Below are 24,738 nucleotides of genomic sequence, written 5' to 3' on the forward strand. Positions count from 1 at the left end.
GACAACAATATTTCGCCCTGTTTCGGAAAAATATTTCTAATGCATTTTCGAAACGACATATGCCTTGACGATACGTAGAGCAGAGATTGGTGAACAATACTCTCAATCAACGAGCACCGAACAGAATCAGGATAATCAATAGAAATGTGTCTAACTAGATACATTACTTTGAGTTATCAGTCCAACCATATAGAGCCATGAAGAACCGTCATGAAAACCTGCATGCGCCACCATTCCTCTTTGAACACTCGCACCAAATCACACTGATGGCTTTGCACTAAAAATGACTGATATCACATTTGGAAACTTTGTTGTTCTATTTATCGCGAAAATACCGCCTAGAATAAGCGTACACGTTAATTAAGCAAGGATACATAATGTCGACATTGGCTGGGGCGCGCTTAGAAGAAATGGCGGACATCCGTTCAACAAGAAAAAAGAAAATTGTCTTTTTATGCTCCAGTATCGCCGCTGCCTGTTTAACTTATGGTTCCATTGCTCAATCACTTGAGAATAACTGGGGTTTAAGCTTTTTCCATGCTTTGTGTGCCTTGGCATGCTTAGCAATCAGTTATGTAATAAAAGTCCAGCGGCACCATCAATACGCCGACTTATGGCTAAGTGCTGTCTTAATGTTCGAAGGGTTATTGTTACTTCTGTATAACGACGCTCCGTCAGGCAAAATGTTATGGCTATATCCTATTGTCGCCACTCTGGTATTAATTAATGAGTTTAAGGTCGGTCTGTTGTTCAGTGGTACCTACATTTTACTGATCTTTTTTGGGGTCGCTTTTTTAGATCGACTGCCAGCAGCCACAGAAATCATAGAGCGGAGATTGATGCTGACCCTGATAGCGACCGCGTTTGTGTGTCACACGTTCTCGTATTACTACACGAAAGTCCTCAATTACATTCAAACACTGTATCGTGAGGGGATTGAGGAGTTAGCATATTTTGACCAGCTCACTGGGCTTGCCAATCGCTGGAGCTTTGAGACTTGGGCGCGCGCAAAGCTCGATGAAATCAAGCACTCATCTGATGACAGCATCACCGCATTGGTTTTTCTCGATATCGATAACTTCAAGCACATCAACGACACCTACGGGCACGATATTGGTGACCAAGTACTTCAAGCCTTCGCAACTCGATTAAAAAATAACATTCGCAACAAAGACAGAAAAACAGATAAACACGACTACTCCATCGCTCGATTTGCGGGCGACGAGTTTGTAATCATGCTTTACGATGTAAAAAGTAAAGATGACCTCGACAGCATCCTAAAACGGATCGTAAATCTGTTTCCGACAGGTTACCGAAGCTACGATATGATTAACGAGTTAACGATGAGTGTAGGTGCTGCTATCTATAAGCAAGATGCAAAGGATTTGTCTGAATTGACTCGATGTGCAGATAAAGCAATGTACGCAGCTAAACATACTGGTAAAAACCAGTACGCCTTTTATGAGCACTGCAATACGGAAGAACAGTCAACATCTGATGCACCAGCGGTACCAGAAGCTTGCTAATGACTAAGCGAACACATGCATCACCCAAAGCCCCACAACGAGGAATACGATTAACCACACTACTTGCAACGTTCTGTTCGGCTTGTCTTGCTGACGAGTGGGGTGATCTTTAAACGCACGGCCCTTCATTTTGCCCATTAAGCTCTTTCCTAGAGCACGTCGATAAAATTCACGTCTCTTATGAGCGGCGTTGGCAACTTCGGTAAAGCGCTGTCTTTGCTCATTGGTGAGATCTTTATCCTCGTAACGAGGAGGGAGATCAGAATGCTTGCGTTGTACTGCCATCACTTCCTCCCTGGTCGATGGGTACATTTTTATTAAGTATATACCCAAATAACCAAAAAGATGCGTTATAAGTGAAGCACATAGACGAAAAAACCACCCGCAGGTGGTTTTATGACGAGCAACAAATGAACGCTAGAAGTACTCACATAAATACGCAGTCGCTTCTTTCACTTGAAGCTCAAATGAAGAATTACCTTCCACTTCAAAAAACTCACCACTTTGATAAGTCGTCCAATCGCTCTCGCCAACACGCTTGACCACAAGCGCACCTTTTACAACCGTCATACGCTCTGGTGCTTGAGTACCAAACGTGTACTCACCAGGAAGCATCACACCAACGCTAACTTCCTGATCTTTCTGGTTAAAGCCTAGTGATTTTACACTACCAGCAAAATAGCTATTTTCCTTAATATTCATTATTGGTTTCCTTATCAAAAGTCCGCTCTTTTTTACCTTGTTTCTTTCCGTTACTCAAGCTTTGAAAGCCATTAAACTCAACGTAATAACGCACATCCTTTGCTACTGAGCGAGAACCTCTTTTCGCGAGGATTAATCAGGCGACCTAAACCGAGCAAGAAAACCTGCGAAGTAATGAATGTGAGCAAACAACAAAACCATCAATAAGATGTGTATCTGAATGTAAAAGTGGACATTAGATCATAGTTTCGTCGTCTCAATGGCGGGATTGTTTGTTTTTAAAAAGGAAGGTTTCCACCATGTTAAAAAAGTGGAGAAAATTAGATCTATGACGGACTCGACTCGCCGAAGGCGAAAAGCACGACAAGAACCAAAACTTTCATTTTTGGCTCGCCACCAATCCAAAATCCTCAAGAGTACATTTGTCTGCTTCGGGATGGGTCTGTTGACGTTTTTTGGCTATCAAATCCACCTTTCCTATCAAGACCACATTGATCCGGAAAAGGTGTACGGCGAATGGATTGAGATTGGCGCGCCACCCTACCAAACAGAACGTCTCGTTTTCACTGAAGATGGGGTATACCGAAACCATCGACTCATTACGACGGAATTTGAATTCGATGGCAAGGTCATCACGTTGAATACCGGATTAGGAAAGACAGCGTATCAGATCTCAGGCTCTCATCTTTCACCTCAAATACGCCGTATTGAACCTCTTATTCCAGATCAGCGATTCATTCGTAAAGGATTTGAGCATACCGTTCAGGGCTCAGAAACCGGCGCAGCCTCTAAACGTCGTGCCGCGTTGAGTGAACACTTCAGCCGTGACTAGTACGTCTTCACGACTATTTTTCCTTTCAATTCTCTTTCTATATCAATGAAACAAAACCTTAATAAACAACAAAATAAGGCCTTCATCGCATTTAACTAACTCGTTACTGAGTAAACAATAATTTTAGTTTCTGCTGAGATTTTATAAATTATTGACTCAGTCTGACACTTTCTGTGTAACAGAGTGCGAGTTTTAGTTAAGTTCTCTCAAGTGCCTCGAAAACCGTCTTAATTTTTTTTGACGAAAAAAAACTCTCTGAAATGCTGAGTGTGATGCTTTTGCACGTGGAGTAAATCCAATCATCTTATCTGGTGCAAGAGCAGCCTATGTTCTAGGTAGAACATGAATCCAAGGATTGAGAGAGAAGTTATGATTCGATTTAACCTATGTGCAGCTGGAGTTGCTTTAGCGCTATCAGGTGCTGCAGTTGCTGCTCCAACCGCACCAAGTATCGATATGTACGGTTCCAACAACCTTCAGTTTTCTAAAATTGAACTCGCGATGGAAACCACGTCAGGCTACTACGACATGGTGAAATACCATGAGCAAGCGAAGATCACTGTTAAATTTAACCAGTGGAGTGGCACACCTGGTGACACTTACAACGTCTATTTTGATGGTGTAAAAGTAGCAAGCGGCCCTATCACTGGTAGCCAAACAACAGCTTCGTTTGAATACGGCCAAGGTGGCTTATACCAAATGGAAATCGAAGCATGTGATGCGACAGGTTGTGCGAAAAGCGCACCAGCTGAAATCACAATTGCAGATACCGATGGTTCTCACCTGAAGCCACTAACGATGAATGTTGATCCAAACAACAAAACCTACAATACCGATCCAAGCGTCGTGATGGGTACGTATTTTGTTGAATGGGGCATCTATGGCCGTGACTACACCGTCGATAATATGCCGGTCGACAACTTGACTCACATCCTTTACGGTTTTATCCCAATTTGTGGCCCAAATGAGTCTGTGAAGTCTGTTGGCGGCAACAGTTTCAACGCGCTACAAACTGCTTGTACAGGTGTGCCTGATTATGAAGTCGTTATCCATGACCCTTGGGCTGCTTATCAGAAGAGCTTCCCACAAGCTGGTCATGAATACAGCACGCCTATCAAGGGTAACTACGCAATGCTAATGGCATTGAAACAACGTAACCCTGATCTAAAAATCATCCCATCGATCGGTGGTTGGACACTGTCTGACCCATTCTTCGATTTCGTGGACAAGAAAAACCGTGACACATTCGTCGCATCAGTTAAGAAGTTCCTGAAAACTTGGAAATTCTACGACGGTGTTGACATCGACTGGGAATTCCCTGGCGGCGGCGGTGCAGCAGCCGATAAGGGCGACCCTGTAAACGATGGCCCAGCATACATCGCACTGATGCGTGAACTGCGCGTAATGCTTGATGAATTAGAAGCTGAGACAGGCCGAACTTACGAGCTAACGTCCGCTATCGGTGTCGGTTACGACAAGATTGAAGACGTAGACTACGCAGATGCAGTTCAGTACATGGATTACATCTTCGCAATGACTTACGACTTCTACGGTGGTTGGAATAACGTTCCTGGTCACCAAACTGCGCTTTACTGTGGTTCATTCATGCGTCCTGGTCAGTGTGACGGTAGTGGCGTTGATGAGAACGGCGAACCGTACAAAGGTCCTGCTTACACAGCAGATAACGGCATCCAACTTCTTCTTGCTCAAGGCGTTCCTGCGAACAAGCTAGTACTTGGTACAGCAATGTACGGTCGTGGCTGGGAAGGCGTAACTCCAGATACACTCACAGATCCAAACGACCCAATGACAGGTACTGCTACAGGTAAACTGAAGGGCAGCACAGCGCAAGGTGTTTGGGAAGATGGCGTAATTGACTACAAAGGCATTAAGTCATTCATGCTAGGTGCAAACAACACTGGTATTAACGGCTTCGAGTACGGCTACGATGCACAAGCAGAAGCACCATGGGTATGGAACCGTACTACGGGCGAGTTGATCACATTTGATGACCACCGTTCAGTGCTAGCAAAAGGTAGCTACGCGAAGTCTCTTGGTCTTGCTGGTCTATTCTCTTGGGAAATTGACGCGGATAACGGTGACATTCTAAACGCGATGCACGAAGGTATGGCTGGTGGTGTGGTTCCTCAACCAAACCGTAAACCAACCGCAGCCGCTGGCGCAGATCAATCGGTAACAGGTCCTGCAAATGTGGTTCTAGATGGCAGCCTGTCAAAAGACTCTGACGGCACCATCGCAAGCTACGCTTGGGAACAAGTATCTGGCACAGCAGTGGTACTAACAGGTGCAAACACAGCGAAAGCAAGCTTTGATGCAGCAGAAGTTACTGTTGAAGAGCAATTAACTTTCAAGCTGACGGTGTCTGATAACGAAGGTGCAACGGCATCTGACCTCGTTGTAGTAACAGTGAAACCAGCAGGTGTTGTTGACCCAGTGAACAGCGCACCAGTAGCGCAAGTTGTTGCTCCAGCGACAGCAAACGCTGGTGACGTTGTGGTTGTAGATGCATCTGCGTCTAGCGATGCAGACAACGATACCCTGACATTCAACTGGACTCTACCTCAAGGTCTGAATGCAACGGTTGAAGGCTCCAAAGTCACGTTCACTGCTGCGGAATACCCGCAAGACACAAGCTTAAGCTTCACTGTAAGTGTGAGCGACGGTAAAGTGTCTTCATCGGCAAGCGCGACAGTGGTTGTTGCACAGCACACAACCGATCCGAACCCTGGTACTTGTGACAACGCATGGGATGCGAGCGCAGTGTACACAGGTGGTAACCAAGTGACTCACGCAGGTAAAACGTGGGAAGCGAAATGGTGGACTCAGGGTGACGATCCTAGCCAATCTGGCGAATGGGGCGTTTGGAAAGAAGTTGGCGTAGCTAACTGTAACTAATTTCAGCCTTGCAGACGTTCTGCTAAATAAACAAAGGACAGCTTCGGCTGTCCTTTTTGGATTTAACCTCTTAACGAGGAGAGCAACACCAGAGACGAAAAAATCTGAGGTGTTACTTTCAAATCGAATTAGCGCAAAACGGAGCGAATCAATCAGTAAAAGTAAGGGTTACCAAGCACTATCGAGCAAACGGTCAAAACTACTGAAGACTTGCTCACACTTCATCACTCGACCATGCCCCTGACCTTGTGTTGTCACTAACTCAACGTTTTTAATCTCTTCAGCCGCTTTTGCCGAGACACTGTATTTGGTGAACTTGTCTTGCTCATCATGAATAATAATGGTGTGAGACGGACGCTCAGACAAACGCTTCATCGGATCAATGGACTGTAACGGATAACCAAATTGGTCTTCAACTTCTGAAACCACAGCATTAAAAAGCTTCATCGAGTAACCGGAACGTGCAATGCTACCGAATAAGTTCTCTACGTAATTTAATACCGGAGCAATAAGCAGCAAAGGCTTGTTTTCTAATTTACTGTGCCTACACTCAAGAGCAGAAGCGGTGCCCATGCTGTGCCCAACTAGGCCAACAATATCCTCGACCGTATCCAACACATCTTCTAATCCTCTGACAAACCCCGGAATGTGCCCATACTGCCCCTCACTCTCACCATGTGCCGGATGATCGTACGCCAAAGCAGTAAACCCTTTCGACGCAATATGTTCCATCAGTGGATAAAACTGACTTGCCGTTCCAGACCAACCATGAGTTAGCACCCAAATAGGTCCAGAGCCCAAAGTATAGGTTTTGATGATGCCTGCATGCCCTTTAATTTCATCTTTGATAAGCCCTTGAGGCTCAATATTTTTAGGTTGCGTACGAGCAGGTGTCAGAAGAAGCTTGCGCGCGGTCTTCTTTGCATGTGACGGGGCCAGTGTATGGTGTAACCGAGTACTAATGTTCACCAAACTGCGCTTAATACTGAAACGTTGCGATGTATTAAAGTAAATTTTTTCACTCATAATCATGTCCTTAACTATCAGCTTTGCACAAAATAGAACGGTCGTGCTTTTTACGCTGATAAGAAAGAGCGAACTCAGCCGCTCTTTGTGATTTTATGTCTACGAATCTGGGAAGCGAATAACCGATATTAGCCTTTCCAGCGAGAAAATAAGTTGTCGATCCCTTGCCAAAACAGACGCAAGCTTTCTTGCTCACCTTTAATTGAGTAAAAAACATGCGCACTCAAATAGAGACCGTACAAATCAAACGTTGCTTGGCGTGTATCTAAGTCTGCTGCAAATTCTTGCTTCTCTTTGCCTTTCGCTATTTGGATCTCCAAATAACTCAGCCAAGTGTCTATGGATTTACGCAGTCCGGCCTGAAGCGGGCAATCTTTATCTGCCGTATCATTCCAAGCGTCAAGAAACATACAACTTCCTTGGAATGCGTGATTCCAAGTCATCCAAGAGTCGAGCAACCCTCGAATTTTACGCTCGATATTGCCATCCCCGAGTTCTCGAGCAGGCTCAATAACCCGATCAGCGAACACTTTATTGGCGTGATCAAGCACCGATAGTTGTAAATTCAACTTCGAATTAAAGTGGGCAAACAGACCACTTTTCGACATACCGCATTGCTTGGCTAACTCTCCAATCGTAAGACTTTCTAATCCGTCTTCGCTGGCGATCTCAAAAGCCCGCTGCAGAATAAACTCTTTTGTCACTTTTCCTTTTTGCATAGTCTTATTTTTAGCACGATCGTTCTTTTTTGCAATCTCGAGTTAACTGGTCTAACCATTATTCAGTGCTATTTTCGACTCACGAATCAGGTATTGATTGCGTTAATAGGTTAATAATTAAGAAGTTTGAAGTAAGTCTTAATTTTCAAAACAGCTTCAATGTAAGCGCAAGTCTGTTGACTTTTTCACGTATTACTTCAGTAACAACCTGCTATTTTCACCTAAGTTTTTTATTTAGGTAAACAATGTAATGGCAAAGAAACAAAAAATAGCCAGCTTAGAGTTTGCACGTATCATTGCGATGCTTGCGATTGTGGGTTTGCATTGCCAGATGGCACTGACGTACTGGCAGTGGAATGGGATACCATGGGTTGGCTATATGCTCAACCAACTGGCTCGTTTTGCTGTTCCGCTATTCTTTCTCATCTCGGGTTATCTAATCCAGCCGAAGTTGAGTCATTCACCTATCGATACTCTTAAGAACTACGCCAAACCGTTAATGAAGGTTTGGCTCATTTGGAGCATGATCAGTTTACTGATGCCATTCCAATGGCAGACGGTCGCTGAGGCTGGGTATCTCGCCGAAAGGCAAGGTTATTGGGGGTACTTAATGTCAACCCCGATCAATTCACTCATCGAAGGCGGACTCGTTCATCTGTGGTTTATTCCGGCTCTGGTCATTGCCGTAGCGTTAATTGCCTTTCTCGTGCATATCAATATGGTGCAACTGATACTGCCAACTGCAGTATTGCTATACATATACGGGGTCTTTGCTGGCAGTTACGCGACCATTACCGACCTGCCAGCGCCTTTCTTTACTCGTAACGGGCCTTTTTTCAGCACGTTGCTAGTTGTTCTGGGTTATTTCGCACGAGAAGCGCAGTGGCGGTGGTCGCGAAACAATACGGTTCGATGCATTATTCTTGGCATAGCACTGCATTTTGGTGAAGCTTACTGGCTGATGCAACATGACATCGCTTTCAACTCGCACGACTTCCTATTCGGTACCGTTATCTGGGCTGTAGGTGTCTTTATGTGGCTTTTGGCTCACCCTCATTTTGGCGACATGCCTTGGGTCTTCAAACTATCTCCTAGCGTGTTAGGAATATATGTTAGCCATCTGCTTATCATAATTGTCATGATGAATGTCGCTGGATTTATCGGGCTGCAACACCTCGCGAAAGATGTGTTTATTTATCCTGCAACGATTGTTGCAACCATACTGCTTGTGAAAGCAATTGACGCTTCACCGTTGAAAAAATGGCTCCTACGCTAAATGCATTCAGCTCTAGATATAGCTAGCTTTAACTCAAAAGGGTTAGAGCTAGCCAGTTAAAAATGAGATTTCTCTCTCACTGACCAATTTTTGACTTTCTAATCCTTCAGAATTTGCTTTCACTCACAAAAAACATTGTTCATTTCCTTTAGATTGGCTCGACTATTACAACATTGCTCATTAAACGGAGGCTGTATGTGGGCAGGTCAAGGACTCGTTCCTTTTTTAGAGATTAGTCACTGGTTAACTTACGGTTTATATGCCGCTGCGGTTTTATTCGGCGCAGCAAGCATTGCGTCACTCAGAAAATAGTGGCGCACACTATCATTTCCTAACTCCTACTGTTAATTCGAGCTCTCTCACAACTAACTCATTCATTTGTGGCTAATATTTCTCCAACCAGACAAAGGAGAAATGTCTATGCCAATCTATCCAATTGTGGCTTTCTGCTGTTTGTTGTTCTCTAGCGCCACCTTTGCTGCATCAACCAATGAACTGAATCTTGTTAATTCTGGTGTCGGTTACGCGGCTCTGATTATCTTTTCGATCGCTTACATACTGGTTATGTTGGAAGAGTATCTGAAAATGAGAAAATCCAAGCCAGTGCTGCTCGCTGCAGGGTTAATTTGGATTCTGATTGGCTACACCTTTGCTCAGCACAACCAGCCTGAAATCGCCAAATCCGCACTAGAACATAACTTGTTGGAATATGCCGAGTTGCTGCTGTTTTTGCTCGTGGCGATGACCTACATCAACGCAATGGAAGAACGCAAACTCTTCGATGCCTTACAGGCGTGGATGGTTGGTAAAGGTTTTGGATTCAAAAAGTTGTTCTGGCTGACGGGGTTTCTCGCTTTTGTCATTTCACCGATTGCCGATAACTTAACTACGGCCCTTTTGATGTGCGCTGTAGTGATGAAAGTCTCTGGTGATAATCCTAAGTTCGTCAATCTTGCTTGTATCAACATTGTTATCGCAGCCAATGCTGGCGGTGCATTCAGCCCATTTGGTGATATTACAACCCTGATGGTGTGGCAGGCCGGTCATGTCAGCTTTGCTGAGTTCACTCCGTTGTTTGTACCGTCATTGGTGAACTACTTGGTTCCCGCATTTTTGATGTCACTTTTTGTTCCAAACACAAAACCGAATACGATTCACCAACACGTTGAGCTAAAACGCGGGGCAAGGCGTATTGTCGCGTTGTTCATTTTGACGATTGCCACCGCAGTCTCTTTCCATGCTGTGCTGCACTTCCCACCCGTTATGGGCATGATGATGGGCTTGGCGTACTTACAGTTTTTCGGATATTTTTTGCGCCAAACTCTCAAACACTCACTCGCAAAAAAAGCAGCTATGGCAATTGCCAATGGCGATGATCAGGCATTGAAGCGCTTAGGCTCAGTGGTTCCGTTTGATGTGTTTCATCGTGTGTCTCGAGCCGAATGGGACACCTTGTTGTTCTTCTATGGTGTTGTGATGTGTGTTGGCGGTTTAAGTTTACTTGGCTACCTCGAACTGGTTTCAAACGTCATGTACACGCAATGGAACCCAGTCTGGGCAAACGTAATGGTTGGTGTCCTATCTGCAATCGTCGATAACATTCCGGTTATGTTTGCTGTACTGACTATGGAACCAAACATGTCGATGGGCAACTGGCTACTGGTCACATTAACCGCAGGTGTCGGGGGCAGTTTGCTTTCCATCGGATCCGCGGCAGGCGTCGCTTTAATGGGAGCCGCGCGTGGGCAATACACCTTCTTTGGCCACTTAAAGTGGGCTCCCGTCATCGCCTTGGGTTATGCCGCCAGTATTGCGGTACACTTGTGGATGAATAGCGGTTTATTTACTTAAAAGCACCGACAATCAGGTACTTAACTTGCAACACAACCTAGCGGTCGGATGGATGGTTAACGCCATCCATCACTTCAATCGCTCCCAACTCATATGGGTTGACGCCCTCTAAGCAGCCGACATTATAGCCATACTCACTCGGGTCAGAACGACGCTGATGGTGCGTATAAATACCGCACTCGCCACAGAAAAAGTGCTTCGCAGTGTGTGTATTAAATTGATACTGCTTCAAGACGTCTTCGCCTTGCACAATACGAATACCGTTCAAAGGTACAGATGCGACAATCGCGCCACGACGTCGACACATAGAACAGTCACACCGTCTCGGTTTCTCAATACCATTGGGTAACGCCAGTTCCAACTCAACTTTTCCACAGTGACAACTCAGTCGATGTAATGTGTTGATTTGGGTGTTGCCAACTTTCTTAATCATAACTTTTCCTTGTTGTTTTTCTATCTGTGTACATTATGTTAAACAGGTTAATATCATCATAATCTCGTCCAAAAACTCGACATCCATCACTTTTCGCGACATTTTATTTGCCGATTTGTTAGTTGCTATTTTGGCGACTGTCTATCGCGTCCGTGAGACGTGTTATCTCCGGCGCGTTTTTTAAACCAAGGAAATTAATTTATGGACAAAGATCATAGCCTAAGAGAGAACCTCTTGGCTCTGACGCTCGGCAGTGCGTTAGTGTCACTTGGAGTGATATTTTTTAGCAAAGTAGGATTGCTCACTGGCGGTACGGCTGGCTTGGCGATCTTCCTAACCAAAGTGAGTGACTTCAGTTTTGGTCAGATATTTTTCGCTCTTAACCTCCCTTTTTATATTTTATCTGTGATGCGCATGGGTTGGCGCTTCACTATCAATACCTTTATTGCGGTTTCGATTGTCTCTTTTGCGGTCGATCATCTGCATCATGTGATTGAGATTTCACGAATCGAACCTTTCTATGCGGCACTTTTGGGTGGTGGGCTGATTGGAATCGGTATGTTGGTAATTTTCCGTCACAAAATGAGTTTGGGTGGCTTTAACATTCTAGCGTTGTACCTTCAGGAACGTTTTGGAGTTCGAGCGGGTAAAGTTCAAATGGCGTTAGATTGTGCCATCGTGGTGATGTCACTGTTCATTGTAGATGTGCACCTTATCGCTCTATCTGTTCTAGGTGCCATCGCAACGAACTTGATTTTGGCGATGAACCATAAACCAGGACGATACCAAGCAAAAGCGCAAGCAGCATAATCATCGCTGCATAGTCAACAACCCTAAAGCCCCCAGCCAGTCACTCGGGGCTTTTTTCATTCAACGCTAAGATCACGTCAACGAGCTCGTTTTGCAGTGCTGCTGCATCTCTTCATCCAATTTAGCTTTATATTTCTGACTAAGATGGAAGTGTACTTGCATCAACAAGTCATGTGCGTGGAACAGCTCAAACGCGTCGCTACCATTTTGCTGACAAATAGCCTCACAGCGCTCAGCATGCACTTTGGCTTCTTGCGGTTTATCCGCTTTAAGCAAGCTCATCGCTAAGCGATACTCTGCGCGCTCTTCTTGCATCCAACCCCCTGCCACTTTCCAATAGTCTAGCGCGAGTGTCGCTGCTTCTAACATCTTCGATTTTTCCATGCACGTGCGCTCAGCCAGCGCTTCGTACTGACATGCTAAGTTGTTCGCAGTGATCGCGATAGCGCGCGCTAATGGCCCTTCTGCATCGTTCGGCGTCGTTCCTAACGCTGCCTTCACCAACCATTGACTCGCCAGTTCAAGCTGAACAAGTGCAGAAAGTTCATTCGAAATCAAAGCGTAAACTCGGCGTTGTTCTTGCTCTTCCAATAATTCCATATTGTCAGTGCCATCTACGAAATAGCGCGCAACGGCAATACTGCGTTGAAATGCAAAACTCTCGGCAACCTTGCGTTCATCAAAGTGCTCTAAACAAGTAAGAAACTGTTCTGGGCACTGGAGATGCCCAATAGCGGTATGCAGCATCAATGCGAATATTCGCTCGATTTGGGTAACGTCTTCCACCTCGCTCAGAGCCGTTTCTAGCTGAGCATAAACTTGTTCGGGATTTTCCTCGTGATGCTGCCAACACTCACTCATGAAGGCATCAAAATCCGTTTTGAAAGGCATGTCCTTATTGTCCTTCTTCTATTCGTATAACGATTATGAAACTCTACACTATCGTTACCCCTGTGTAGCACGCTTAATCCCAATACGAGAATCGCCTCACTTAAAGCGGTGTACCTTGCTCCAACGCGAGCAAACGTTGCTTGCGCTCCACTCCACCTGCATACCCAGTCAGTTTTCCGCTTTTGCCAATAACGCGATGACAAGGCACCACGATAGAAATCGGATTCTTCCCGTTTGCTAACCCAACAGCACGCACAGCTTTAGGGTTACCTATCGCATTCGCGAGATCTTGATAGCTCCACGTTTCCCCATATGGAATGGTCGTTAGTGCCTGCCAAACTTGATTTTGAAAATCAGTGCCTGTCGCTGCAAGGGGCAAATCGAATTCGTTGCGCAGACCAGCAAAGTATTCATCCAGTTGGGTGACAGCTTGGCGCAAGACCGGATGCTGCTCGTCTCGCACTCCCAGCTCACTCGGCTTAGTGGTGCATGTTTCAAACCAAATGCCAAGTAAGCCCTCAGCGTTCGATTGGATAGTCACCGTTCCTAGTGGACTCGGCATTTCGGTATAAAATGTTTTCATGATTGATTCCATAAGTGAAACGTCGCGTAGCTTCCCCAAGGGGCCGCAGTGTGCGTATTCAGTGATGGGTAACGCTGCATCGCCTTTTTCACCACTAAGTCTTTATCTAAAAAGCAATCGGGTTGAGATTGCCCTCGCAGTTGAGCATAACTGACGGTCCAAGGTCCAATGCCTTTCAAAGTTAGCCACTGCTGGGGGTCAGCTTCTGAGTTGTCCTGCATAAACTGGGCGAAGCGCACTAGCGTCTCTTTACGGCTTTGCGGCATGCGCAAAAAGCTCACGTCGGCGTTTGCAATATCACTGGGAGTCGGGAAAAAACGTTTTTCTGACTCTCCACTAAGTGTGGCCACCAATAAGTTAAGTTGACCAATCGCCGCTTTAACCGACACCTGCTGGCCTAAAATCGCTCTAACCCCTGCTTCCCATGCATTCCATACACCAGGAATACGAATACCTTTACTCGACACGAGCCCAGGCGCGACATACTCCAAATGCTGCTCAACAGTACAAATATCAGCGTCAAGATCGAACATACGACGAATGTCAGACACCAAGTTTTGCAGCTTCGTTACGTCTTCAATTTCAAACGCCAGTTCTAAGTATCCTTCACCTTTTGTCGCTTTAAACCAGGCTTTGCTGTCATCCAAAAAAACGTTGCGCTGATAACTCTCATCACTCACTAGCTCAACCCCCTCAACCGCTCGCAAACGATAGAAGTCCAACATGTGCGACCAATTCAACTCACCTCGATAAGGTAAGGCAATTCGATTGCAACCCGCACCATCAAACTCTTTACGGCGTACTTGAGAAGGCGTTAGTTTGAGAAACTTTTGAAAAGCATCGTTAAAGCGGCGCGTACTGTTAAAACCTGACGCAAACCCCACGTCGGTGACCGACATAGAGCTGGAGTGAAGCAACTGTTTGGCGAACATTAGTTGCTGATATTGCGCATACTGCTTGGGTGACATACCTAGATACTGCTCAAATAACATACGTAAGTAACGGTCAGAAATCCCAACACGCTCAGCCAACTCAGACACCGAATGGTGACGCAACTCCCCTCTATCAATTAACGAAATCGCTCGTTGAAAGGTCGTCTCGACACCTTTCCATGCCCAAGATCCAGGAGCGCTATCAGGTCGACAGCGTAAACACGGACGGTACCCTGCTTGAAGGGCTTGCGTCTTATCAGCGAAATACTCAACATTTTCTTCTTTAGGCAAATTTGCCGGGCAAATCGGACGACAAAAGATTCCCGTTGTTTTTACCGCCACATAAAATCGCCCATCAAAACGACTGTCTCGCGCGACTCGCGCCTTGTGACACTGCTCAAAGGTCAGTGAGGTATGGGGGTGAATAAACATAGTGCTTTCCTTGCTCATGCCTTTTGTCATTTATTGTTCATAGGCATCGTTCAATATAGTGTTATTGTAGCTTGCTTAAGCGCCCATAATTAGCCATTTTCGGAACTCAATATTGAGATTTATTGGCATTAGCGCTTTTGTACACTAAAGTTAGATCCAGAACATCACAACAACGTCGGCTAAAGGGAATTGGCATGGACTTACATACTTGCGTAATTGTATTAAGAAACCAAAAGGTTATTACCAGTAAATCCGTAGATCATTCTATTGGAATCATCGAACGAGACTCAGATAACGAGATCTCAGAAATTCAGATTAATGCGACGGATGGACGTAATATTCGAACTTATCACTACAACAATGTAGAGGAGTCATTAGAGAGCTTAATGAACCTCTGACGGTTTTCTTTAACGCACCTTTCTCCCTTGTTAAAAGCGAAAGCAATAGAGCACAGTACATGTGCTCTTTTTTTGTTTAACAGCAAAAATGTTTATCGAAAATAATGACAGACCTTGATTTAAAACAGACAATAATCGGCAAATAAACACTCTAATATAAAAATCAAGACATTGATTTAAATAAATAAAAACCAACTATTCAATTTTTTAGAACGAGTTTATCAAAATCCTCCCGTTATTTTTATATTCGCCTCTACCTAAACTGTTCTCAACAGCACGGGAGCACACGCTTCCCACTCATTGAAAACAGTCAGAGGACAGAATCATGAAAGCACTATTACAGAAAATTACCACATCAAACGCAGGTTACAGCGCACTATCACTTCGCGTTCCAATCGGCATTATCTTTATGGCGCACGGCGCACAAAAACTATTTGGCTGGTTTGGTGGCTACGGGCTAGAAGGCACAGGTCAGTGGATGGCATCTATCGGTTTAGGTCCTGGCGTGCTCATGGCGTTACTTGCGGGCAGCGCAGAGTTCTTTGGCGGCTTGTTCATTTTACTTGGTCTGCTAACTCGACCAGCAGCGGTTGCTTTGGCGTTCACGATGGTGGTAGCGATATTCTCTGTCCACTTTGAAAATGGCCTATTCATGGCAAACAACGGTTACGAGTTTGGCTTAGCATTACTGGCAGCAAGCGTTTCTCTGGCGTTCTCTGGCGCAGGTAAAGCAGCGTTAGATAACTTTTTAAACAAAAAGCTCTCTTAAGGAGGCCTTATGATTACGGTAAGACATGCAGCAGACCGAGGTCGAGCAAACTTTGGCTGGCTTGATAGCAAACATACGTTTTCTTTTGGTAGCTACTACGATCCTCAACATATGGGCTTTTCTGAGCTGAGAGTCATTAATGACGATGTAGTCAAGCCTGGCGCGGGTTTTGATACACATGGCCACCGTGATATGGAGATCATCAGCTATGTGTTGGAAGGTGTTATCGCACACAAAGACAGTGAAGGTAACGTCAAAACACTACCTGCAGGTGAATTCCAACTCATGTCGGCAGGGAAAGGGATTTACCACAGTGAGTACAATGCATCGAACCAAGATACGCTGCGGTTTCTACAGATTTGGATTCAACCGAACACATTTGGAACCAAACCAGGTTATCAGCAAAAAGATTTTGGTCGCAATCCTGGGTTAACGACTATCGCAACTCCAACTGGAGAAAACGGCACGCTACTTATTAAGCAAGATGCGACTTTGCATCAGTTAATTCTTGAGCCAAGTAGCGAACTAAACTTTGAGATTGAGTCGGGCCGAAATCTATTCATCCATCAAGTGACTGGGAGCCTTAGTGTCGACAATACCACTTTGACGGCTGGCGACGGCGCGAAGATTGAACACCAGAGTAAGGTTGTTTTGCGCAATACATCAAACGAAAGCACAACAGCCCTGTTGTTTGACTTACCATAACTATCGATTCATCGAGATAAAAACAAAGCCGCCTTGATTTCTCAAGGCGGCTTTTTCGTTTTTCTGACTTTTCATTCAACGCTATTCGTCGGAAGTGCCAGAACCAATTTGCTGAAAACTGTAAGCGGTCAGTGGATCGATCTCTTTGACAATTTCTTCCACTTGCTTAATTGCGTCTACAGACGAGCTAGCTTTACGATAGCTCAAATAGATAGGGCGACACCAATCTTCTACTCCAGACACCTTGTGAAGCTGCCCATTAGCGATAAATGGCTCCACGAGAGAGATTGGTAAGTACGCGGCTCCACCCTTCTCTAAAATAAAGTCCAATGCGATACGCGCTGTTGAAGTGCGTAAATATGGAGCCGGAATCTTAGGGTGACGTTCAGAATGCTCCGAGGAGAAACGCGTCCCCCAGTCAACGTACACATATTTGTTTTCGAAAACGGTATCTAAAGAATCTTTCTCAGTTGATACCAGAACGAGAACAACATCTGCCACTTTTTTACAGTTAAGCTCATCAGCTTTGATCTGATCGAACGCAAATGCCATATCTAACGTGCGCTCTAGCAAGCTACGACTGAGCATCTCACGTCCCATCACTTCTGCCATGAAGCCATAACCACCAAACGAATCTGTGACGACACTTAAACAATTCTGTAAATAAGCGTCCCAAATGTTTGGCGTGCCACCTAACGTTAGTTGCAGCGCTTTGCCATCTTCAAGCGATAATTCTAGCTTCGCTTGTTGCAATGTAGTGACCATTACCTCGGCATAGCTGATTAAGCGCTCACCTGCAGAGGTCAACTTTATGTTATTTCGATCACGAATAAACAATTGCGTATCGAAGTAACTTTCCAATTGTTTGATACGTGCGCTCACTGCGGCTTGGGTAATATAAAGGTTCTCAGCAGCACGTCCGAAGTGACGAACTCTTGCCAGCTCTAAAAATGTTCGAAAGACTTTTACATCCATAAACCATCTCCTGGTTAATATAAAACCAGATTAACAACTAATTAAAATCATGACGACAAAAAAGTTTTGTTTTTCTTTTGTTAGATTTAAGCCTAATTTTCGCCGTAAGTTCACTACATTCATCAATAACGGTTACAGAGGCTGTTGACATGTCTGACACTGAATTCCGTCATGGCAAAAAACGTTTTTACGATAACGTAAAATTCCCACGCGGCTTTGCAAAGTCTGGCGATTTTACTCTTTCAGAAGAGGAAATCCTAACAATTTATGGGGATACAATGCTTGGCTTAGAGTCAGGCGAATTAACACCTGAAAACAGCGAAGAGAAACACTTCATCAAGGTGTTAGAAAACCCGGGCAAAGCAAAAACAAAACTTGAGCGTACGTGGCTAAAGTACACCCAACTTGCTCGTGGTCGCAAGCGCTTCCATACGCTAAATGGTCGTAACAAGCCTGACGCCACAGAAGAATACATTGAAGAGAGTTTGGTTGAAGACGATTAATAACCAATAACCTAGTTCTCGCCTTTTTCTAGTAGTAGGCGAAAGCTCGTTTGACTTTACTGAGCGAGCAAGACAAGTTCATTTCTTCTCCTAAAGCCCAAGGGGGCGTTCTCCCAAGGGCTTTTTTAATATTTGGGTGATGACCGTTTACTTGGCGAGCGTCGCAATCTTTTTCAGAAAGCTCTCTTTCAAATGCTCTTGGTCATATTCCAAGTGATAGGTGTTGTGGAAGCCAATTTTTAGCTCAACACCATTCCCTCTCAAGAAAACGTTGTACCCATCGTAGTCAGAAAACGCTTCTACACCTTCATACATTTTACCAAATTCGGTTGGCGTACCGTTGTTCATCACACATTCGTAAGCCTGTAGTACTTTGCTCGGATCTAACTCATTTTTCATACCGAATTCCTCACTGGTTTACACATTTCAATTATGGTTAAAGAATGAGCGCCATGCCATATCTAACCCATAATATTTGAAGTTCGTGTGCGATTTCGCACTCTGTAGGTTGTTAAAAAACAAGGTTAAGTACGAAGGCAGAACTTAATTTAGATCATAAATTTTATCTATTGATTCGTCAGTTTCATAATGCAATTTCTTTGTAAAAAATCGTCTTATAAAAGCATTTAGATATAAAAATCGTCGACAAAACCAACATTGGTTAAAGAAAAAGCAAAATTTTGACCTAAAACAATAGCAGTTCGCCATTACTTATTTTATAATGCGAATTAATGTTTCAGTACATCGTCAATTCCAATAACTAGGGGCACAAAATGAGACTTATCCCGTTAACTCGAGCAGCACAAGTAGGTAAGTGGGCAGCTGCGCATATCGCTAAGCGTATCAACGACTTTAAACCTACTGCTGAGCGTCCATTCGTTCTGGGTCTACCAACTGGTGGCACTCCTCTAGCAACCTACAAAGCCCTAATCGAGCTTTACCAAGCCGGCGAAGTCAGCTTCAAAAACGTCGTGACTTTTAACATGGATGAGTACATTGGCATCCCTGCGGATCACCCAGAATCTTACCGCTCGTTCATGTACAACAACTTCTTTAATCACATTGATATTCAAGAAGAAAATATCAACCTACTGAACGGTAACACAGACGATCACGACGCAGAATGTAAGCGTTACGAAGACAAAATTAAGTCTTACGGCAAGATCAACCTGTTCATGGGCGGCGTGGGTAACGACGGTCACATCGCGTTCAACGAGCCAGCGTCATCTCTTTCTTCTCGTACTCGCATCAAGACCCTCACTGAAGACACTCGCATTGCGAACTCTCGCTTCTTTGACGGCGATATCAACCAAGTGCCTAAATACGCGCTGACTATCGGTGTTGGTACGCTTCTAGACTCAGAAGAAGTGATGATCTTGGTCACTGGTCATAACAAAGCTCAGGCACTTGAAGCAGCCGTGGAAGGTTGTGTAAACCATCTATGGACAGTTTCTGCACTTCAGCTTCACCCTAAAGCGGTGATCGTATGCGACGAACCAGCTCAACAAGAACTGAAAGTGAAGACAGTGAAGTACTTCTCTGAGCTAGAAGCAGAAAACATCAAAGGCTTTTAACTCATAGGATGGCAGCCTAGAAATACACTAAAAATACAAAACCCGTGTTGAACACGGGTTTTTTCTTATCTGAACAGCGGGCTTAAGTCGTCAATAAGCTTTAATACCAAACTGACGAAGACGCTTAGGAAGCACTTCATCCAACTTGTCTAGTTCACTCGGTTCGACTTCGATAAGATTGAAATGATGCTGCTCATAAACAGTACGAATGGTCTCACGGTCGGCCTGAGCCATCTCCCCATCGTCACTTCCCCAAAATTGCAAATAGACTTTGCCGCCTGGCAAGTAAAAATCGCTAGTGACATCTTGGTCAATCGGCAACTGACGCTCATAAGCGTGCACAACACCAGCCAAGTACAGCCAGTTGTCGATGAGCAACTCCCCCTTAGAGCGCACGTAATGCCCATCTAATGTTCGGTGCTTGGCTTCAAATTTTTGGCGAAAGCTTGAGTACGATTTATCCGTAGAATGTGACTCCGCGTCTTGCCCTAAAAACTCAATGACAGACTGCTTAAGACGCTTGTTACGCAGCACCACATCGTGCCATACGACAAAGGTATTTTGTGTTTCTTTATCGGTTCTTTGCTGTCCACCAGCGCGCACACCAGCTTCAGTGACACTCCATCCCTCTTCGGATTTGGTCAACCAACCCAGTTCACTCAAAAGCTGATTCATGCGCTTCGCATTCAATTTCAGCTTTTCACCCAGTTGTGTCGCGCTCAATGTTTTCCCTGAGCTGGGAGTCAGCTCAATATGTAAGTTGGTCGGCCAGACGATGAACTGGCCAAATTTAGGGTGATCCACATACTCACCGCCAAACTTTGCCCCTTCTTCGGTCAAAATCCACTTTTCATCTTGGCGAACGATGTAGCCTGCACGTTTGAGATCGGCAAACAGCAGCTTAGCTTCTACCTTGCGCATTTTCGCTAATGCCGACGTCGATATTTTTTCAGACATGTGGGTACCTCATGCTGCTGCAAAATGAACACTATGTCGTCATAGTAACGCATTGATTTCACGGCTTGAAGTCAGGCAAACAAGATTTCGTGTTACAAATGGCAAAGCCAGCGTATAGGTGCTGGCTTTGTTATTTCGGTAAAAAAGCGAATGTTATTTAATAAAAGCGATGCATCCTTGCAAAATCACTAAATTCACAATGTCGATGAAGAATGCACCGACAATTGGAACCACCATAAATGCTTGTGGTGATGGACCATATCGACTCACGATGGAGCCCATATTCATGACCGCAGTCGGTGTAGCACCTAATCCAAAACCGCAGTGTCCGCTAGCGATCACCGCCGCATCGTAGTTGCTTCCCATCATTCGGAATGTTACGTAGTAAGTGAACATCGCCAACACTGCCGACTGAATAGCAAGAATAATAAGGAATGGGATCGCAAGATCGAAAATATTCCACAATTTCAAACTCATCAAGGCCATGGCAAGAAATAGAGATAGTGCAACCGTGCCAAGAATATCAACGGTTTCTAAATCAACCTTGCGCGCCTTCGTCACTTCCATGATGTTAGTGATAACAACACCAATAAACAGCGCATAAACAAAATCGGGAATCATTAACCACTTGATGTCAAAACTGCTTACCCAACTCTCCAGATACTTCGCGCCTGTCACGCAAAGTAGAATGATGGACAAGCTTTCAACGACTCTTTTCGCTGTGACACGATCTTCCTCATGTTCGTTGTACGTCACCAGTTCAGGGAAACTCTGATGACTTTGATTGGTGCGTCCGTATTCCGATTCCAAGTTGTGTTTGTTTAGTAGCTTTTGTGCAACAGGGCTGCCAATAATCCCGCCCATCACCAAGCCAAATGTAGCAGAAGCCATTGCCACCTCTAGAACATTATGCAAACCATACATTTCTTGAAAAGTTTGCGACCACGCAGCTCCCGTTCCATGTCCGCCAGAAAGCGTAATGGATCCGGCGATCAACCCCATGAGTGGATCTAACCCCAACGCTGTTGCTAAGGACACGCCGACCGCATTTTGGATAAGAATGTAGACCGATGCCACAACTAGGAAGATGAAAACCTTCGCACCGCCTTTAATCAGTTGGGTGTAATTTGCCGCTAAGCCAACGGTTGCAAAAAACATCAGCATAAAGACGTTTTGCAGTGGTAAATCAAAGGAAACATCCACACCGTTTAAGTGCATCGTCGTGATGACGCAAGCGACCACTAGACCACCAACAATTGGCTCTGGAATATTAAATTTTTTTAAGGTTGGTAACTTGGTATTGATGAACTGCCCTAAAAACAACACGCAAATTGCGACGAGGAACGACTCCTGTGGGCCGATAGATATTACCTGATTCATGAGACCTCTTTACTCTACTCTTTCTCATTCATTGAGCACGCGCTCAACGTGAGATAGGTGCCTAAGCCAGTCAGATTGCCTCTCGAAACTTTTGTTTTCTAGGCCTCTTTGACCATTGATTCTCATCAAGTAAGAAATAGGCAGACCTAAAATTATGCTAATTATCATTCAGTGAGAATATTCATTTAGAACAGGCGATAAGTGTATTGATGGGAAGAGAAAAACAACACTTCTCAACTTATGAGAAGCAATTAATTTCCATATAAAACAAAACCTCAAAACAACGACCACATAGGTGGATATTTAGAGCGAATAAGACAGGCGGATACACTAGGTTTTAAATTATTACTTTCTCTCTAACGCACTAGGTGTTATACATATATATAACACCATCTCAACCAAGAGATTCACTCATGACTAATTGGCATGATCGCCAACCGATATTTCGACAGTTGGCAGACCAGATCACGCAGCAAATACTGCAAGGTGTCTGGCAAGAAGGCGATGCTCTGCCCTCCGTCCGTAGCATCTCTGCAGATATGAAAATTAACCACCTCACCGTTATGAAAGGCTATCAATTGCTTGTTGATGACGGGCTAGTGGAGAAAAAACGCGGTCAAGGTATGTTTGTCGCTTCAGGAGCAAAGCTCAAATTACTCGCAGACGAGAAGGCACGTTTTCTTCAGCAACAAATTCCGCAGATAGCCGACACAATACAGCGTCTGGATATGTCACTCGACGAATTCATTCAACAACTAAAACCACACTTGAAAGGTGACCAATGAGCGCATTAGTCAGTGTAAACAACGTCTCCAAGCAATATCAGCAACAAGGAGAAGCACTGCATGAAGTGAGTTTCGACCTACATGCAGGACAAGTACTTGGCTTACTCGGCCATAATGGCGCAGGTAAATCAACGCTTATTAATGCCCTACTCGGTGCACATGAATATCAGGGCACTATTCGTATCAACGGATTTGAACCCATTATGCAACGCGACAAGATAATGCAGAGCTTATCCTACATCTCGGATGTCAACGTTCTGCCAGATTGGATGACCGTTGCTCAACTGCTTCACTATACCGAGGGCGTGCATCCAGGGTTCAATCGCGCCCAAGCAGATACGCTACTTCGTCAAACGGACATCAAACCTCGTGCGCGTATCAAATCTTTATCCAAAGGGATGAAGGTGCAATTACACCTCGCGATTGTGATCGCGACCAACACCCAAATCCTCATATTGGATGAACCGACACTCGGGTTAGATCTCGTGTATCGCGAGACGTTTTATCGTCACTTATTGGAATGGTTTCACGACGGCGAGCGCGTGTTGATCATCGCCAGTCATGAAGTATCAGAGATTGAGCACTTGCTGACAGATGTTCTGATTCTTAAGCATGGTCGCCCCGTTCTGCAAACCTCGATGGACAGTATCAGTGAAGACTATTTCATTCTTGAAGCCAACGACGAGCACCGCACACAAATTGAAGCGATGAACCCACTCTCGTCACAAAAAGGCCTCGGTTCAACGAAATGGTTACTCAAAGCCCAGTATGCCCAACAAGCAGAAACAATGGGCTCCATCCATGGGGTGAAGTTAGCGGATTTATTTTTAGCATTGCAGAAGGAGGCAGCGTAATGCGTTCAGTTGTCGCGATGTTGCAAAAAGAGTGGTTAGAAAACCCTCTTGTTTTACGTATTCCACTGTTTGTGTTGGCGTGTGGAGTTATTCTCTTTGTGAGTTTAATGAGTAACGACACTCTACAACACAATATGTTTTTCCAAATGAGCTTTGGTGGCGATGTCAGTGACATTCACAAAGAGCTTGGTGATGATGTCAATACGTTGATTACCGGAGGAGCAGGGCTGCTGTCTATCTTGTTAGCCGTTCAGTACTTCCCAAGAACGCTACGCAAAGAACGGGCGGAAGGCAGCATTATGTTTTGGCGCAGTATGCCTGTCAGTGACATAAAAACCCATTTAGTGAAGCTAGGATTTGGCTTATTGGTGATTCCGCTCGTCTGCTCGGTGCTCGTACTCGCTGCAAATTTAATGTTGTGGTTGCTGAACATCTCTACTGATCACCAATTGGCTTTATTGTACCGCCAAGCCTCGTTAGGTTACGTGCTGCTGCATTGGGGAGAGTTTTTAATCAGAATGTTGTTCGCCGGTATTCTGCTGTTACCGCTGGCATTAACTGCGATGGCTATTTCACAAAAAGTGAACTCACCACTGGTCATTTTGTTTATCGCCATTTATGCGCTGCGTTGGATGCCTATCGCACTTTTTGGTTTCTACGGGCTAGATCAGTTTTTCTCCGAAGTGCTTTACCTTCCGCTGCACGCCATTATTACACCAAACCCATTCAATGCCATTCCTCAAGCGGGTTGGTTAAACGTTGGCATTTACGCCTTCATTGGTATTCTTGGTTGGACAGCTAGCCTCAAGTTCAGCCGAACTATCCAATAATGCTTCGTTCAATAAACGACCAAACCAAGTCATAAAAAAACGGTCACAACCAGTGTTGTGACCGTTTTATTTCGCCTCT

The 24,738-nt window shown here is 44.7% G+C and carries 26 protein-coding genes; 14 read left to right on the forward strand and 12 right to left on the reverse strand.

Annotation, left to right across the window (positions count from 1 at the left end; genetic code table 11):
• Nucleotides 1-377 precede the first annotated feature (377 nt).
• Nucleotides 378-1,526: a GGDEF domain-containing protein gene (locus J4N43_RS23580; protein WP_053308037.1), complete on the forward strand. Its 1,149-nt coding sequence runs from the start codon at nt 378-380 to the stop codon at nt 1,524-1,526.
• 3 nt (nt 1,527-1,529) lie between these two features.
• On the opposite strand, the gene J4N43_RS23585 is transcribed toward J4N43_RS23580, so the two are convergent.
• Nucleotides 1,530-1,811: a hypothetical protein gene (locus J4N43_RS23585; RefSeq protein WP_005374405.1), complete on the reverse strand. Its 282-nt coding sequence runs from the start codon at nt 1,809-1,811 to the stop codon at nt 1,530-1,532.
• A gap of 132 nt (nt 1,812-1,943) precedes the next feature.
• Complete coding sequence (gene ppnP / locus J4N43_RS23590) at nt 1,944-2,228, reverse strand: pyrimidine/purine nucleoside phosphorylase (protein ID WP_005374407.1); 285 nt, start codon at nt 2,226-2,228, stop codon at nt 1,944-1,946.
• A gap of 328 nt (nt 2,229-2,556) precedes the next feature.
• Between ppnP and J4N43_RS23595 the strand changes: the two genes are divergently transcribed.
• Both J4N43_RS23595 and J4N43_RS23600 read left to right on the forward strand, forming a co-directional pair.
• Nucleotides 2,557-3,060, forward strand: coding sequence for a DUF2850 domain-containing protein (locus tag J4N43_RS23595; RefSeq protein ID WP_005374408.1), 504 nt, complete (start codon nt 2,557-2,559; stop codon nt 3,058-3,060).
• Nucleotides 3,061-3,429: 369 nt separating this feature from the next.
• Nucleotides 3,430-5,976: a glycosyl hydrolase family 18 protein gene (locus J4N43_RS23600; RefSeq protein ID WP_158159439.1), complete on the forward strand. Its 2,547-nt coding sequence runs from the start codon at nt 3,430-3,432 to the stop codon at nt 5,974-5,976.
• 168 nt (nt 5,977-6,144) lie between these two features.
• Here J4N43_RS23600 and J4N43_RS23605 read toward each other — a convergent pair whose 3' ends face one another.
• Entirely contained in the window at nt 6,145-7,002 is an 858-nt protein-coding gene (locus tag J4N43_RS23605) for an alpha/beta hydrolase (protein WP_005374414.1), read from the reverse strand.
• A gap of 128 nt (nt 7,003-7,130) precedes the next feature.
• Complete coding sequence (locus J4N43_RS23610) at nt 7,131-7,721, reverse strand: TetR/AcrR family transcriptional regulator (RefSeq protein WP_005374416.1); 591 nt, start codon at nt 7,719-7,721, stop codon at nt 7,131-7,133.
• A gap of 250 nt (nt 7,722-7,971) precedes the next feature.
• Here J4N43_RS23610 and J4N43_RS23615 point away from each other — a divergent pair, with 250 nt between their 5' ends.
• Nucleotides 7,972-8,997 carry an acyltransferase gene (locus tag J4N43_RS23615; RefSeq protein ID WP_053350104.1) on the forward strand — a complete coding sequence of 342 codons (1,026 nt, stop codon included), beginning with the start codon at nt 7,972-7,974 and terminating at the stop codon, nt 8,995-8,997.
• Between the two features lie 420 nt (nt 8,998-9,417).
• A complete protein-coding gene (gene nhaD / locus J4N43_RS23620; protein WP_053350105.1) occupies nt 9,418-10,848 on the forward strand; it encodes a sodium:proton antiporter NhaD in 1,431 nt (476 codons plus the stop codon).
• Nucleotides 10,849-10,885: 37 nt separating this feature from the next.
• Here nhaD and J4N43_RS23625 read toward each other — a convergent pair whose 3' ends face one another.
• On the reverse strand, nt 10,886-11,281 hold the full coding sequence (locus J4N43_RS23625; protein WP_017821038.1) for a GFA family protein: 396 nt from the start codon (nt 11,279-11,281) through the stop codon (nt 10,886-10,888).
• Nucleotides 11,282-11,482: 201 nt separating this feature from the next.
• Between J4N43_RS23625 and J4N43_RS23630 the strand changes: the two genes are divergently transcribed.
• Nucleotides 11,483-12,091, forward strand: coding sequence for a DUF6198 family protein (locus J4N43_RS23630; RefSeq protein ID WP_005374427.1), 609 nt, complete (start codon nt 11,483-11,485; stop codon nt 12,089-12,091).
• 72 nt (nt 12,092-12,163) lie between these two features.
• Here the strand turns inward: J4N43_RS23630 and J4N43_RS23635 are convergent, their stop codons facing one another.
• The 3 genes from J4N43_RS23635 to J4N43_RS23645 all read right to left on the reverse strand — a co-directional run bounded on the left by J4N43_RS23635 (nt 12,164) and on the right by J4N43_RS23645 (nt 14,929).
• Nucleotides 12,164-12,982 (reverse strand): hypothetical protein, encoded by an 819-nt coding sequence (locus J4N43_RS23635; protein WP_053350106.1) that lies wholly within the window; start codon nt 12,980-12,982, stop codon nt 12,164-12,166.
• Between the two features lie 100 nt (nt 12,983-13,082).
• Entirely contained in the window at nt 13,083-13,565 is a 483-nt protein-coding gene (locus J4N43_RS23640; RefSeq protein ID WP_005374431.1) for a methylated-DNA--[protein]-cysteine S-methyltransferase, read from the reverse strand.
• Complete coding sequence (locus J4N43_RS23645) at nt 13,562-14,929, reverse strand: AlkA N-terminal domain-containing protein (protein ID WP_252094182.1); 1,368 nt, start codon at nt 14,927-14,929, stop codon at nt 13,562-13,564. The genes J4N43_RS23640 and J4N43_RS23645 overlap by 4 nt, the downstream gene beginning before the upstream one ends.
• Nucleotides 14,930-15,123: 194 nt before the next feature.
• On the opposite strand from J4N43_RS23645, the gene J4N43_RS23650 reads away from it, so the two are divergent.
• The 3 genes from J4N43_RS23650 (at nt 15,124) to J4N43_RS23660 (ending at nt 16,801) form a co-directional block, all read left to right on the forward strand.
• On the forward strand, nt 15,124-15,327 hold the full coding sequence (locus tag J4N43_RS23650; protein WP_017633816.1) for a hypothetical protein: 204 nt from the start codon (nt 15,124-15,126) through the stop codon (nt 15,325-15,327).
• Nucleotides 15,328-15,652: 325 nt separating this feature from the next.
• A complete protein-coding gene (locus J4N43_RS23655) occupies nt 15,653-16,096 on the forward strand; it encodes a DoxX family protein (protein ID WP_005374434.1) in 444 nt (147 codons plus the stop codon).
• Nucleotides 16,097-16,105: 9 nt separating this feature from the next.
• Nucleotides 16,106-16,801: a pirin family protein gene (locus J4N43_RS23660; protein ID WP_005383228.1), complete on the forward strand. Its 696-nt coding sequence runs from the start codon at nt 16,106-16,108 to the stop codon at nt 16,799-16,801.
• A gap of 81 nt (nt 16,802-16,882) precedes the next feature.
• Here J4N43_RS23660 and J4N43_RS23665 read toward each other — a convergent pair whose 3' ends face one another.
• On the reverse strand, nt 16,883-17,776 hold the full coding sequence (locus J4N43_RS23665) for a LysR family transcriptional regulator (RefSeq protein ID WP_005374436.1): 894 nt from the start codon (nt 17,774-17,776) through the stop codon (nt 16,883-16,885).
• 149 nt (nt 17,777-17,925) lie between these two features.
• Here J4N43_RS23665 and J4N43_RS23670 point away from each other — a divergent pair, with 149 nt between their 5' ends.
• On the forward strand, nt 17,926-18,279 hold the full coding sequence (locus tag J4N43_RS23670) for a MaoP family protein (RefSeq protein ID WP_005374439.1): 354 nt from the start codon (nt 17,926-17,928) through the stop codon (nt 18,277-18,279).
• A 147-nt stretch (nt 18,280-18,426) separates the two neighbouring features.
• Here J4N43_RS23670 and J4N43_RS23675 read toward each other — a convergent pair whose 3' ends face one another.
• Entirely contained in the window at nt 18,427-18,678 is a 252-nt protein-coding gene (locus J4N43_RS23675; RefSeq protein WP_005374440.1) for a DUF3081 domain-containing protein, read from the reverse strand.
• A 374-nt stretch (nt 18,679-19,052) separates the two neighbouring features.
• Between J4N43_RS23675 and nagB the strand changes: the two genes are divergently transcribed.
• Nucleotides 19,053-19,853 (forward strand): glucosamine-6-phosphate deaminase, encoded by an 801-nt coding sequence (gene nagB / locus J4N43_RS23680; RefSeq protein WP_005374441.1) that lies wholly within the window; start codon nt 19,053-19,055, stop codon nt 19,851-19,853.
• A 90-nt stretch (nt 19,854-19,943) separates the two neighbouring features.
• Here the strand turns inward: nagB and J4N43_RS23685 are convergent, their stop codons facing one another.
• Both J4N43_RS23685 and gltS read right to left on the reverse strand, forming a co-directional pair.
• Nucleotides 19,944-20,810 (reverse strand): hypothetical protein, encoded by an 867-nt coding sequence (locus tag J4N43_RS23685; RefSeq protein WP_005374442.1) that lies wholly within the window; start codon nt 20,808-20,810, stop codon nt 19,944-19,946.
• Nucleotides 20,811-20,963: 153 nt separating this feature from the next.
• Nucleotides 20,964-22,190 (reverse strand): sodium/glutamate symporter, encoded by a 1,227-nt coding sequence (gene gltS, locus J4N43_RS23690; RefSeq protein WP_053350109.1) that lies wholly within the window; start codon nt 22,188-22,190, stop codon nt 20,964-20,966.
• Nucleotides 22,191-22,603: 413 nt separating this feature from the next.
• Here gltS and J4N43_RS23695 point away from each other — a divergent pair, with 413 nt between their 5' ends.
• The 3 genes from J4N43_RS23695 to J4N43_RS23705 are packed head-to-tail and all read left to right on the forward strand — an operon-like array spanning nt 22,604 to nt 24,659.
• Complete coding sequence (locus J4N43_RS23695; protein WP_005374444.1) at nt 22,604-22,975, forward strand: GntR family transcriptional regulator; 372 nt, start codon at nt 22,604-22,606, stop codon at nt 22,973-22,975.
• Nucleotides 22,972-23,829 (forward strand): ABC transporter ATP-binding protein, encoded by an 858-nt coding sequence (locus tag J4N43_RS23700; protein WP_005374445.1) that lies wholly within the window; start codon nt 22,972-22,974, stop codon nt 23,827-23,829. Before J4N43_RS23695 ends, J4N43_RS23700 begins: the two co-directional genes overlap by 4 nt.
• On the forward strand, nt 23,829-24,659 hold the full coding sequence (locus J4N43_RS23705) for a hypothetical protein (protein ID WP_053350110.1): 831 nt from the start codon (nt 23,829-23,831) through the stop codon (nt 24,657-24,659). Before J4N43_RS23700 ends, J4N43_RS23705 begins: the two co-directional genes overlap by 1 nt.
• Nucleotides 24,660-24,738: the final 79 nt, after the last annotated feature.

It is taken from the genome of Vibrio sp. SCSIO 43009 (assembly GCF_023716525.1).
GTDB lineage: Bacteria > Pseudomonadota > Gammaproteobacteria > Enterobacterales > Vibrionaceae > Vibrio > Vibrio alginolyticus.

What these genes read in the sequence shown, in the direction of transcription:
- ppnP (WP_005374407.1), bottom strand. Translation starts at nt 2,228, where the DNA reads ATGAATATTAAGGAAAATAGCTATTTTGCTGGTAGTGTAAAATCACTA.
- J4N43_RS23695 (WP_005374444.1), top strand. Translation starts at nt 22,604, where the DNA reads ATGACTAATTGGCATGATCGCCAACCGATATTTCGACAGTTGGCAGAC.
- J4N43_RS23630 (WP_005374427.1), top strand. Translation starts at nt 11,483, where the DNA reads ATGGACAAAGATCATAGCCTAAGAGAGAACCTCTTGGCTCTGACGCTC.
- J4N43_RS23705 (WP_053350110.1), top strand. Translation starts at nt 23,829, where the DNA reads ATGCGTTCAGTTGTCGCGATGTTGCAAAAAGAGTGGTTAGAAAACCCT.
- J4N43_RS23625 (WP_017821038.1), bottom strand. Translation starts at nt 11,281, where the DNA reads ATGATTAAGAAAGTTGGCAACACCCAAATCAACACATTACATCGACTG.
- J4N43_RS23640 (WP_005374431.1), bottom strand. Translation starts at nt 13,565, where the DNA reads ATGAAAACATTTTATACCGAAATGCCGAGTCCACTAGGAACGGTGACT.
- J4N43_RS23700 (WP_005374445.1), top strand. Translation starts at nt 22,972, where the DNA reads ATGAGCGCATTAGTCAGTGTAAACAACGTCTCCAAGCAATATCAGCAA.
- J4N43_RS23585 (WP_005374405.1), bottom strand. Translation starts at nt 1,811, where the DNA reads ATGGCAGTACAACGCAAGCATTCTGATCTCCCTCCTCGTTACGAGGAT.
- J4N43_RS23650 (WP_017633816.1), top strand. Translation starts at nt 15,124, where the DNA reads ATGGACTTACATACTTGCGTAATTGTATTAAGAAACCAAAAGGTTATT.
- J4N43_RS23605 (WP_005374414.1), bottom strand. Translation starts at nt 7,002, where the DNA reads ATGAGTGAAAAAATTTACTTTAATACATCGCAACGTTTCAGTATTAAG.
- J4N43_RS23600 (WP_158159439.1), top strand. Translation starts at nt 3,430, where the DNA reads ATGATTCGATTTAACCTATGTGCAGCTGGAGTTGCTTTAGCGCTATCA.
- J4N43_RS23610 (WP_005374416.1), bottom strand. Translation starts at nt 7,721, where the DNA reads ATGCAAAAAGGAAAAGTGACAAAAGAGTTTATTCTGCAGCGGGCTTTT.
- J4N43_RS23660 (WP_005383228.1), top strand. Translation starts at nt 16,106, where the DNA reads ATGATTACGGTAAGACATGCAGCAGACCGAGGTCGAGCAAACTTTGGC.
- nhaD (WP_053350105.1), top strand. Translation starts at nt 9,418, where the DNA reads ATGCCAATCTATCCAATTGTGGCTTTCTGCTGTTTGTTGTTCTCTAGC.
- J4N43_RS23645 (WP_252094182.1), bottom strand. Translation starts at nt 14,929, where the DNA reads ATGTTTATTCACCCCCATACCTCACTGACCTTTGAGCAGTGTCACAAG.
- J4N43_RS23615 (WP_053350104.1), top strand. Translation starts at nt 7,972, where the DNA reads ATGGCAAAGAAACAAAAAATAGCCAGCTTAGAGTTTGCACGTATCATT.
- J4N43_RS23655 (WP_005374434.1), top strand. Translation starts at nt 15,653, where the DNA reads ATGAAAGCACTATTACAGAAAATTACCACATCAAACGCAGGTTACAGC.
- nagB (WP_005374441.1), top strand. Translation starts at nt 19,053, where the DNA reads ATGAGACTTATCCCGTTAACTCGAGCAGCACAAGTAGGTAAGTGGGCA.
- J4N43_RS23580 (WP_053308037.1), top strand. Translation starts at nt 378, where the DNA reads ATGTCGACATTGGCTGGGGCGCGCTTAGAAGAAATGGCGGACATCCGT.
- J4N43_RS23595 (WP_005374408.1), top strand. Translation starts at nt 2,557, where the DNA reads ATGACGGACTCGACTCGCCGAAGGCGAAAAGCACGACAAGAACCAAAA.
- J4N43_RS23670 (WP_005374439.1), top strand. Translation starts at nt 17,926, where the DNA reads ATGTCTGACACTGAATTCCGTCATGGCAAAAAACGTTTTTACGATAAC.
- J4N43_RS23685 (WP_005374442.1), bottom strand. Translation starts at nt 20,810, where the DNA reads ATGTCTGAAAAAATATCGACGTCGGCATTAGCGAAAATGCGCAAGGTA.
- J4N43_RS23665 (WP_005374436.1), bottom strand. Translation starts at nt 17,776, where the DNA reads ATGGATGTAAAAGTCTTTCGAACATTTTTAGAGCTGGCAAGAGTTCGT.
- J4N43_RS23675 (WP_005374440.1), bottom strand. Translation starts at nt 18,678, where the DNA reads ATGAAAAATGAGTTAGATCCGAGCAAAGTACTACAGGCTTACGAATGT.
- gltS (WP_053350109.1), bottom strand. Translation starts at nt 22,190, where the DNA reads ATGAATCAGGTAATATCTATCGGCCCACAGGAGTCGTTCCTCGTCGCA.
- J4N43_RS23635 (WP_053350106.1), bottom strand. Translation starts at nt 12,982, where the DNA reads ATGCCTTTCAAAACGGATTTTGATGCCTTCATGAGTGAGTGTTGGCAG.